10 protein-coding genes are annotated in these 9,415 nt (G+C 68.4%); all 10 read left to right on the plus strand.

Annotation, left to right across the window (positions count from 1 at the left end; translation table 11 throughout):
* Nucleotides 1-92 precede the first annotated feature (92 nt).
* Nucleotides 93-260, plus strand: a complete 168-nt coding sequence (locus tag ACWGI8_RS32300) for a hypothetical protein (protein WP_453666342.1) — start codon at nt 93-95, stop codon at nt 258-260.
* Between the two features lie 82 nt (nt 261-342).
* Nucleotides 343-531, plus strand: a complete 189-nt coding sequence (locus ACWGI8_RS32305; RefSeq protein ID WP_453666343.1) for a hypothetical protein — start codon at nt 343-345, stop codon at nt 529-531.
* Between the two features lie 212 nt (nt 532-743).
* The gene (locus ACWGI8_RS32310; RefSeq protein ID WP_453666354.1) at nt 744-998 is read left to right on the plus strand and encodes a WhiB family transcriptional regulator; all 255 of its coding nucleotides are present in this window, start codon (nt 744-746) and stop codon (nt 996-998) included.
* 345 nt (nt 999-1,343) lie between these two features.
* Nucleotides 1,344-2,963 (plus strand): FtsK/SpoIIIE domain-containing protein, encoded by a 1,620-nt coding sequence (locus ACWGI8_RS32315; protein ID WP_453666345.1) that lies wholly within the window; start codon nt 1,344-1,346, stop codon nt 2,961-2,963.
* A gap of 121 nt (nt 2,964-3,084) precedes the next feature.
* Nucleotides 3,085-4,137, plus strand: coding sequence for a bifunctional lytic transglycosylase/C40 family peptidase (locus ACWGI8_RS32320; RefSeq protein ID WP_453666346.1), 1,053 nt, complete (start codon nt 3,085-3,087; stop codon nt 4,135-4,137).
* Nucleotides 4,138-4,140: 3 nt separating this feature from the next.
* Complete coding sequence (locus ACWGI8_RS32325; protein WP_453666347.1) at nt 4,141-4,413, plus strand: hypothetical protein; 273 nt, start codon at nt 4,141-4,143, stop codon at nt 4,411-4,413.
* A 6-nt stretch (nt 4,414-4,419) separates the two neighbouring features.
* On the plus strand, nt 4,420-5,676 hold the full coding sequence (locus ACWGI8_RS32330; protein ID WP_453666349.1) for a hypothetical protein: 1,257 nt from the start codon (nt 4,420-4,422) through the stop codon (nt 5,674-5,676).
* Between the two features lie 103 nt (nt 5,677-5,779).
* The gene (locus ACWGI8_RS32335; protein WP_453666350.1) at nt 5,780-6,853 is read left to right on the plus strand and encodes a hypothetical protein; all 1,074 of its coding nucleotides are present in this window, start codon (nt 5,780-5,782) and stop codon (nt 6,851-6,853) included.
* A complete protein-coding gene (locus ACWGI8_RS32340) occupies nt 6,850-8,973 on the plus strand; it encodes a hypothetical protein (RefSeq protein ID WP_453666352.1) in 2,124 nt (707 codons plus the stop codon). Before ACWGI8_RS32335 ends, ACWGI8_RS32340 begins: the two co-directional genes overlap by 4 nt.
* A gap of 218 nt (nt 8,974-9,191) precedes the next feature.
* The coding region (locus ACWGI8_RS32345) for a transposase (protein ID WP_453666355.1) at nt 9,192-9,415 on the plus strand (224 nt) is incomplete at its 3' end.

Raw genomic sequence — 9,415 nt, forward strand, 5'->3', positions numbered from 1 at the left:
GCTCGTACAGCAGCCAGAACAACGACAGCCCCAGGGACTAGGGATCCCGGGGGCTGTCCAGGACCTGCCTGGAGGACCTGATGCAGCACAGCATGACACGCACCGTTCCGCAGCCGCGGGCCGGGATCATCGACGACATCGAGCGCGAGGACGACTCCAAGGGCTACGAGCCCGAGGACGCGGCCCACGACGTTGACGTCGCCCTGGTGCTCCTGCCCACCACCGCCCCGGCGCTGGCTGGTTGGGAGGTGGCGGCGTGATCACCAGCCTGACCGACGCGGAGCGCGAGGAGCTCTCGCGGAAGAACGCGGAGCAGAACAAGCGGTCGGAGGCGAACCGCCGATGACCAAGCCGATGGATGACCTGTACGTCCGCTACATGCGCGCGTTCCAGGACTCCACCGATCACACCGCCGACTGCGAGCCCTGCCAGGCCGGCCAGGACTGCACGGGTGGCGCTCCGATCCACAAGCGCTTCGCCCAGCTCCAGGACGACTACCGCGAGCGCCAATCGAAGCAGCAGCGCCGCTGATCCCCCGGCATTGCCCGTCGTCCCCCCGCCTTCACGGGCGGGGCCGGCGGAGAGCGTCAGGACTCCGCCCCGCTCCGGCCGTCCGGCCACCGCCAACACACAAACAGCCCAGGGTGGCCGCCCGGGGGCTGTCTCGTACGCAACGGACCTTCTGGGAGGCCCTTATACACACCATCGTACGCACCTCCTCCTACGCGCCTGTCTCCACTGCCATCCCCGTGCGGCCCCGGCCGGCCTGCGCTGACGAAGACCCCGAACTGTTCTTCCCGATCGGCAACACCGGCCCGGCCCTGCTGCAGATCGAGGAGGCCAAGGCCTTCTGCCGCCGCTGCCCGCTGATCGAGAGCTGCCTCCAGGGCACGCTGGAGCGCGGCGACAACTTCGGCGTGTGGGGCGGCCTGTCCGAGGACGAGCGCCGTGCCCTCAAACGTCGTGCCGCTCGCAAGCGCGCCCGTAACGCCTCCTGATCCGCTCTGGGCGGCTGCCTGATCCGCCCGCACCGGCTTCCCCGGTTCGGGCGGTGAAGGGGAGCCGGACAGCGCGAACGCTCCCGCCGCGCGGGAGCCGCGGGCAACCTCCTGCCCGCGCCCCGCAGCACTCCCCCAGGCCGGTCGCCCGCACCACGGGCCGCTGGCCTTCCGCACGCCCCGGAACGGGAAGAGCCCAAGGCCGCTCCCGCCTTTCGACCAGGAGGTCCGTATGCCTCGCACCATCGCCCTGACCCACGAACTCGACAACTCCGGCCTGCACTCAAATTCGAAGATGTGTGCGAGTTATGCTCGCGTGCTCATGATCGGAACGAAGGAGGGGGTGTGGGGAAGAAGAAGCAGGGCGAGGACTCGTATGGGCAGGCGGCGGGCGCGATTGGCGTCCTGGCCATCGCCTTCGGTGTCCTCGCCGCCATCAAGGACAAGCTCGGCCTGTCCTGGCCAGCCACCATTCTGCTCGCCGCCGGTGCGCTGATCGCGCTCGGCTACCTGGCCTGGAAGATCCGTACGGGCGCCGCGCGCCTGTGGGCGCGCAGCGCGGAGGTTTCTGCGGGCCTGAGGCAGGAATCGCCTGTCCAGCCCGTGGGCGAGGCGCAGACGCCTGTCGAGGACTCCCCGGGAGAGGGTGAGCCTCACGCGGAACTGACCGCGGTGCTCAGCAGGGCTGGGGCCATCGGCCGGGACGAACGGGTCCTCGCGGATGAGGTCAGCGTCGAGACGCTGCCCGTGGGCACCGTCTACAACTTCCTGGTACCAAAGGGCCGTACGCACGACGATGTCGCCCGGCGGCTGGGTCCCATCGCGGGGATGTTCGGGGTCACCCGCCTTCACCTGAAGCTGGAGACCAGCCGTCAGAGTGAGCGTCGTGTGCGTCTGCTGGTGCTGAACGAGCCTCCGTTCAGCCGCCTGTTCCCCGCGCCGACCCGGCAGGAGATCGAGGCGTTCGCGGGGGTTCCTCTGGGCCACGATGTCACCGGCCGGCTCGCCGGGGTGCCGACGTTCGACAAGGCGTCGCTGCTGATCGGCGGCATGACCCAGATGGGCAAAACAACCCTGGTCAACGGGCTCATCACGTGCCTGCTGATCGCGTACGGCGAGTTCGACCTGTACCTGCTCGACGGGAAGCTGTGCGGCCTGACCAAGTTCGAGAAGCTGGCTGTCCACTATGAGGCATCCGACGATCCCGCCGTTCTGGAGGACATGCTCGATGAGCTGAACGCCCGCGTGGATGGCCGGTACGTGAAGCTGCAGAACGCCATCCGGGCCCGGCAGCAGGCACCGGTTTTCAAGCCGGTGTTCTTCATCATCGACGAGGCCGCCGACTTCTACACCCACAACGGCACCAACGAATCGAAAGAGCAGGTGCGACGGGTAGAGGACAAGTCGCGGTCCCTGGTCGCGAAATCTCTGGAATCGGGGATTTCCACGGTGATGCTGACGCAGCGTCCGGCGAAGGATGCGATCCCGGTGAAAGTGCGGGATCAGTTCCTGTACCGGATGTGCCTGTACGTGGCATCGGAGGGCAGCGCGAAAGTCGCCCTCGGGGACTCATATTTCGACACGATGACCCCGATCCATCCGGCGCTCCTCGACTCGGACATCAAGGGCCAGGGCGTGTTGTTCGCGAACGGCTCATCCACCCTGATTCGCGGCTTCAATTTTCCGGACGGGTTCATCTGGGAAGTGGTCGACGAAGCCTGCGCCCGGCGCGAAAAGGCGATCCCGGGATCTCCGCTCAAGCAGGCGATCGACCTGATGCGGAGCAGCGGGGTGGAGTTCATGGTCACGTCCGAGCTGGCTCCGGCTCTCGGGATCAAGGAAACCGATCCGGCAGAGCGCGGAAAGCAGCTCAACCGGCTGCTCGGCGTCCCGGCGGGCAAGACCACGCAGGGCCGGGGCTACCGGCTGGCCGATCTCACCGCAGCCGCTATGTCCGGTTCGTGACCGCCACCCCGCACCGCCACCCCACCGCCACAGGACCGCCATCCACCGCCATGGGACCGCCATACCGGCTTGCCCCATGGCGGTCCCAGACCGTCCTATGGCGGTGCCATGGCGGTCCGGCATGGCAGTTCTGACCAGCACAAACACTCAAAAGCCCAGGAAGAAGGGAGGAGGCTCGTTGCGCAGCACTACTGCCGTCACGATCGGCGTGGGAGCGACCGCGGCCGTCGTCGTGGCCGCACTCGTGCAGGCCGCCGGTGACGACCCCGCGGAGACGGCGCTCAGCATGTCCGTCCCCACTGACTACAGAAAACTGATCGAGGACGCGGGAAACACCTGCCCCGAAGTCAGCCCGAACCTGCTCGCCGCGCTTCTCACACAGGAATCCGGATTCAATCCGAAAGCACGGTCACCGGTCGGCGCGCAGGGCATCGCACAGTTCATGCCGTCGACGTGGGAGACCCACGGAATCGACGGCAATGGAGACGGCCTACGCGACGTGTGGGATCCCGAGGACGCGATCCCCTCAGCGGCCGGATACCTGTGCGACATAGCCAAAGACGTCGAGGACGTTCCCGGCAACAAGCAGAACAACATGCTCGCCGCCTACAACGCTGGAAGCGGCGCCGTCCGCAAATACGGCGGTGTCCCTCCTTACAAGGAGACACGGAACTACGTCCGATCCATCACCGCACTCGCCAACCAGCCATCCGGCGGCGGGAAAACCGCGACCACGACACAGGCCGCCACCGCGGTCGACGCCGCGAAAGAGAATATCGGCACTCCCTATTCGTGGGGCGGAGGCAACGCAAACGGCCCCAGCACGGGGACTTGCTGCTCCCCCAAAGGCCGCTCCGGACAATCCATCACAGGCTTCGACTGCTCCGGGCTCGTTCTCTACGCCTACGCGAAGGCCGGCATCTCCCTGCCCCGCACAGCAGCCCAGCAGTACGCGGCATCGGAACCCGTCAAGCCCGGACAGGTACGCCCCGGAGACCTGGTCTTCTATGGCAATAGCCCCACCGGCATCCATCACGTCGGCATCTACATCGGCGACGGCTGGATGATCAACGCTCCCTGGCCCGGCACCAAGGTCCGCTACGACCCCATGGACACGATGCCCGACCTGTACGCCGTCGCACGTCCCGTACCCCACCACAGCAAGGAGATCTGACCCATGCGCAAGTTCATCCTCGCCAAGCCGATCGACATGTCCGGCGGCTTCAAGGACTTCTTCGACACCATCGGCCTCACGGGCGGCGGCCTCGTCACCAAGGGCATCGCCGCCGTGATCGCCGTGATCGCCGTCCGCATGCTGCTCCAGCTGTCCAACGACCCCAAGGGAGCCTTGCGGAAGGGATCGATGGCTGTCGGCACGCTGTTCGTCGCCGTCATCCTCGCGCTCTACGGCGGCACCCTGTTCTCGACCGTGACCGAAGCCAAGGGCTGATGCGTCATGCCGGACAACGATCCGTGTGACGGGGTTCCCGGCCCGACGCGGGCGTACTGCGATTCGGGAGACGGTCCCCCCGGCGACCCCGCACAGGGCGGAGGCGACGGCATCACCGACGGGGCCTCCGACCACGTCAAAGACCTCGCCGAATACCTGATCAGGAAGATCGAGGGGTTTGTCGCGCCGGATAAGACCTGGGCGCCCGACAAGTCCGAAGACGGCCTGTACGCGCCGTTTTTGTGGCTCGGTCAGCATCTGGCCGTGGCCGTCTTCGTGTGCGTGGTCGTCGTGTGCGCCCTGACCGCCTGGCAGGGCGCACCCCGCCTGAAGCAGATGGGGGCATCCACGGGGTGGACCCTCGCGGCCGTCGCTGGCATGGCGTCGGTCCCGGGGGCGGTGATGCTGCTGAACAAGGCCGTGAGCGGCGCGTTCACGGCCGCGTTCAACAGCAACGAATCGACCCTGTTCAACACCATCCGCGACGACCTGGGCAAGGGAGCGGACTCGGGAAACCCGCTGGCGATCCTGATCATCATCTCCGCTCTGGTCGTGGCCCTCGCGTTCGCCGCGCTGGTGTTCATGACGCGCCAGCTCGGGATCCTCGCGTTCGTGTGCCTGGCTCCCCTGGTGCTGGCATCCCTGGCACGCGGGGGCGACACGTCCGCGGTCAAGGCGTGGGCGATGCGGCTGTTGGGGCTGATGCTCGCCCCATTCGCGCTGCTGCTGGTCTCACCGTTCGTGGAGTTCGCCAAAGGCTCGCTCGTCGTGGACGCCGTCCTGCTGGTCGCCGCAGATGTCCTGATGCTGCGGATGATCTTCCACGGGATCCCGTACTTCGGACCCAAGGTGGCTGGCGCCGCCCGGGCACTGGTTGAGCGCAACACGGCCAACCCGCTGGCGCGGGCGGTCGTGCGCGCTGGTGCGCCGGACGTCTACGAGCAGGAGAACACCCCAAGGGGTCCGCGTGCAGTGGACACCCCGCGCCGCGCCGTGCACCAGGACCGCTCGGTTCTGTTCGCCGCGTACGGCATCAAGCAAGAGCATCGGCCGGCACGGCTGACCACCGCGTCCGCCGTCGCGAAGGCCAAGCGTGACGAGACCGAACGCGCGGCCCGCAGCACGCAGATCAACCAGGCGCGGCGGCACGCGCGGGCCGCCGTCCAGCACCAGGCGCCGAACCCCCAGGCCCCATCGGCCAGCCCCCGGGCGACCCAGGTTCCGAACCCGCGTCCGGCGCCCGACCGGCCCCGCAACCCATAACCGGCTGCTCCTGGTCCCGGCGTTCGCTCTCTCGCCCAGCGGGGGCGATTGCGAACGCCGGGGCCAGGGCTCCATCGGCCACAGAACCCAAGGAGGAATTCCCGTGTACTCCCTGACGCCCGGCTATCGCATCCCCGCCCTGCAGCGCGGACTCAGCCCTGCCGAGACACTATTGACGAAGGCGAACGCCGGGGTCGGGGGCGCCGTACTGATATCGGCCATGCTCACCCCGCCGCCCGCGTGGACGTTCGGCGCGGTGGGCGCGGCTGCGGTGCTGCTCAATCTCGCGCCGGGGCCGCGCTCGATCGCCCGGTGGGCAACCGTCGGCTACCGGCGTCTGCGGGAACGCACCACACCGGCCACGGTGTTCGCCCAGCCGGGAGCGACCACGACCTGGGCACTCTACCCGGAGCACGGCACCATGCAGGACGCGCAGCGCAGGGCCGGCTTCCATGACGCGTTCTCCCGCGCGCTGGCGTTCGCGGGCGGGCAGGCCCGCAGCGCGGGCATCCAGATCCACGTCACGCACCACGCCTCCGTCGGCGACTACACGGCCCACACGCAGACAATCTCTGTCCACGTCCCCAAGGGGCTGGTTGGCCAGCCTGCCCGTGTCATCGACACCCTGGAGAGCGAGTTCGCCTCCCTCGGGGTCCTGACGCCGGCTGAGCCTGACCCGATGCCCGCCGTGACCGACCGCGGCCCCGGCTGGGCCGCTCTGGATGATGGCCGCTACGCGGCGACCGCACGGATCACCGCATGGCCCGAGGAGACCGGCGGAGACCTCATGCCGAAGCTTCTGCTCGGGCAGGGCACGGACCGGTCCCTGGCGGTCCTGTGCCGGCCGCTTCCGGCGGCCCAGTCCCGCCGCTCGGCGAAGTGGCAGCGCGCCGCAGCCGAGGCGTTCACCACCGACAAGGTCAAGCAGGACGTGCACGAGATCGCCAGCAGCACCGCGCACGGCGCACTCGTTCAGGGCGCGACCCTCGTGGACATCGATGCCTACCTGACGGTGTGGGGCGACAGCCCGGAAGCCGTCACCGACGCCCGCTGGCAGGCGTCTCTTGCGGCCGACCGGCACCGACTCCATCTCGACTGGCTCGCAGGCCAGCAGCACCGCGCCCACGTAATGACCACCCCCCACGGAGCCTCCGCCAGGAAAGGGGCGATCCTGTGATCCGCCTGCCCTCCAGCCACGCCGCGATCACGGCGCCCCTCGTCGCGTCAAGCACCGCCTTCCCCGGGATCCCGATCGGACGATCACTCCTCGACGGACGGCCGTTCCACCTCTCCCCCGTCCGCACCGAGGCTGCTGTCCTGCCCGCCACGAACAGCCTCGCCCTGGGCGGCATCGGCTCCGGCAAGTCGACGACCGCGAAAGCACGGATCCGCCGCGAAATCCTCCACCACGCTCACCAGGCCGTCGTCATCGACTCCTTCGGGGAGGACACCAACGGCGAGTGGGCGCCGCTCGTCCGCTCCCTCGGGGGCCAGGTCATCGAGGCCGGTTCCTTCACGCTGAACCCGTGCAGCGCCCTGCTACCGCCCGAGGTCCGCGAGCAGCTCATCCGGTCACTGATCGCCGCCGTCGAGCCCAGCGCGCTCACCCACCAGGCCACCCACGCCCTGCAGCACGGCCTGAACCATCCGAAAGCGGGGTCGCTGAACGGCCTGGTGGACGCCCTGGTCCGCCCCGAGGCCGGCAGGTGGCCGGCCACGAAGCTCACCGAGTGGGGCGAGGGCGCCGCGATCGCGCTGTCCCGCTACACCGAGGGCTCGCTGCGCGGCCTGTTCGACGGCCAGGACGCGACCCTGCCCGAGACAGACCTGCCGATCCTGAGCTTCGACTTCTCCCACCTGGACCGCAACAGCCCCGCGATCCCGTCGCTGATGGCCGCGGTGTCGTGCTGGGCAGAACACGTGTGGCTGCGCCAGTCGACCGCAGCGCACCGACACCTGGTGCTCGAAGAGGCCTGGCAGATCCTGCTGTCCCCGGCCACGAGCGAACTGATCCAGCGACTCCTGAAGAACAGCCGGAAAGCTGGGCTGTCGCTGGACGTGGTAATGCACACGCTGTCCGACCTGGGCGACGGCCCGGCGCAGGACCTGGCTCGCCTGTGCGAGATCGCCCACGTCGGACGCCTGGGTCCCGAAGAGGCGGCCATCGTCGGGGCACTGCTCGGCCTGCCCTCCTGGGCGGTCGACAAGATCCCGACACTGGACCCGGGACAGGCCGTATGGAAGGTCGGCCCCGACTACGTTGACATCATCGAAACCGTCCTCAGCACGGAAGAAGCCGCACTGACCGACACGTCATCGCGGCGTCGCAAGGCACAGCAGGCCCTGGCCGTCGAGGAAACTGCGACTGCGACGGACCCCGACGTCGCCGGCGACGACGACCAGGGCGAGGATCTCCCGGCACCAGCCGAGCAGGACACCAACGACGGGGGTGAGGGTGCCCGGGACTGGGAGATGCCTGCGAACGTCATCGACACCCGGCACCACGACGTCCTCCAGGCCGCGATGGAAGGCCGGTGCAGCGAAGCCGCCCAAATGGCCGCCATCGGCGAGCGCGAGGACATCAACGCCCACGGCATCAACTCTGACCAGGCCGCGTCGTGGCTGTCGACCCGGGCCCGGGTGGCGGAACTGTGCGGCAGCCCGGACCAAGCGGTGCAGCTGCGCGCTACCGTCGCCCGCATGGGCAAAGACGTCGAGTGGTTCGAGAAGACCGACGCCAGCACGCCCCCGGCGTGGCATCGCGGGCCCGAGCCCGAGCCGCCGGCACGGACTGCTGACGATGCACCGTCCGCGCCGACGCGCCGACGCGCCTGGCCCTACGTAGCCGTGACCGCAGCCCTCGCCATCGCGGCCGCGGGCGTGTGGCAGAACGCAGAGGACGAACAACACCAGCAGGAACGCACGCGGAAAGCCTCCGCCTACAAGGGCAGGTCGGGAGCAGAACTCGACATCGACGGAGTCAGCGCAGACCTGGTAGCCCGTTGGAGCAGGGACGGCAAACGCGTCGTGCTTATACTTCAGACACCTCTTCAGTTCAATGCCAAGTACCTGCGCCTCGATGCGGCTGGGGAGAGCGTCTTCAGCGAGCGGAAAGACGGCTGGTTCCCCAAGTACCCTGAGATTGTGCTGCCCGTCGAAGACCCTTTCGCCGACGTGACGGTCCGCATAGCGGTTGGGGGAAGAACCTGGAAGGAAGGGTCGCGGGCGACCTCCCGCACCATCCGCCTCTCCCCGACCGGTAGCGCATTCGATGCCGAGACTGGCAAGAAGTTCTGATCCTGATCCCAAGGCCCCGACACGATGGCCCGTACCCCCCTGGGCACGGGCCATCAGCTTGGTGTTTAACCTCGGCCGTTCACCTGACCCGCTGATCTTGGTTCGTTCCCGGGACAGCAGGGCGGCCGTTCTTCACGCTTCGAAGTGTCGAGCAACGTCGCGTGAAGGAACGGCCGCTGGTGAAGAGTCTCGCCCTTGAACAGTCTGCTGACGCCGCGTTGGGTGTCCTGTCCCACTTTCGTGTCCAGTTCTACGACTGCCTCTACACCCGGGCGGACGCGCTCTTCGAGCTCACGGACGCGGTGCTGTGCTCGGACGGCCCGGTCACCTCGCTGGTCGAGTTGACGCTCACGGCCGAACACCGGCGCGGGCACGGAGCGATGTACGACGCGGTCAACCACGGCTGGCTGGAACCGCGCCGCCTGCGCAGGCTACTGGCCTC

The organism is Streptomyces sp. NPDC054841 (genome assembly GCF_053611045.1).

Excerpts from the sequence above, each read along its gene's own strand:
- ACWGI8_RS32300 (WP_453666342.1), top strand. The coding sequence starts at position 93 with ATGACACGCACCGTTCCGCAGCCGCGGGCCGGGATCATCGACGACATC.
- ACWGI8_RS32305 (WP_453666343.1), top strand. The coding sequence starts at position 343 with ATGACCAAGCCGATGGATGACCTGTACGTCCGCTACATGCGCGCGTTC.
- ACWGI8_RS32320 (WP_453666346.1), top strand. The coding sequence starts at position 3,085 with ATGGCAGTTCTGACCAGCACAAACACTCAAAAGCCCAGGAAGAAGGGA.
- ACWGI8_RS32325 (WP_453666347.1), top strand. The coding sequence starts at position 4,141 with ATGCGCAAGTTCATCCTCGCCAAGCCGATCGACATGTCCGGCGGCTTC.
- ACWGI8_RS32330 (WP_453666349.1), top strand. The coding sequence starts at position 4,420 with ATGCCGGACAACGATCCGTGTGACGGGGTTCCCGGCCCGACGCGGGCG.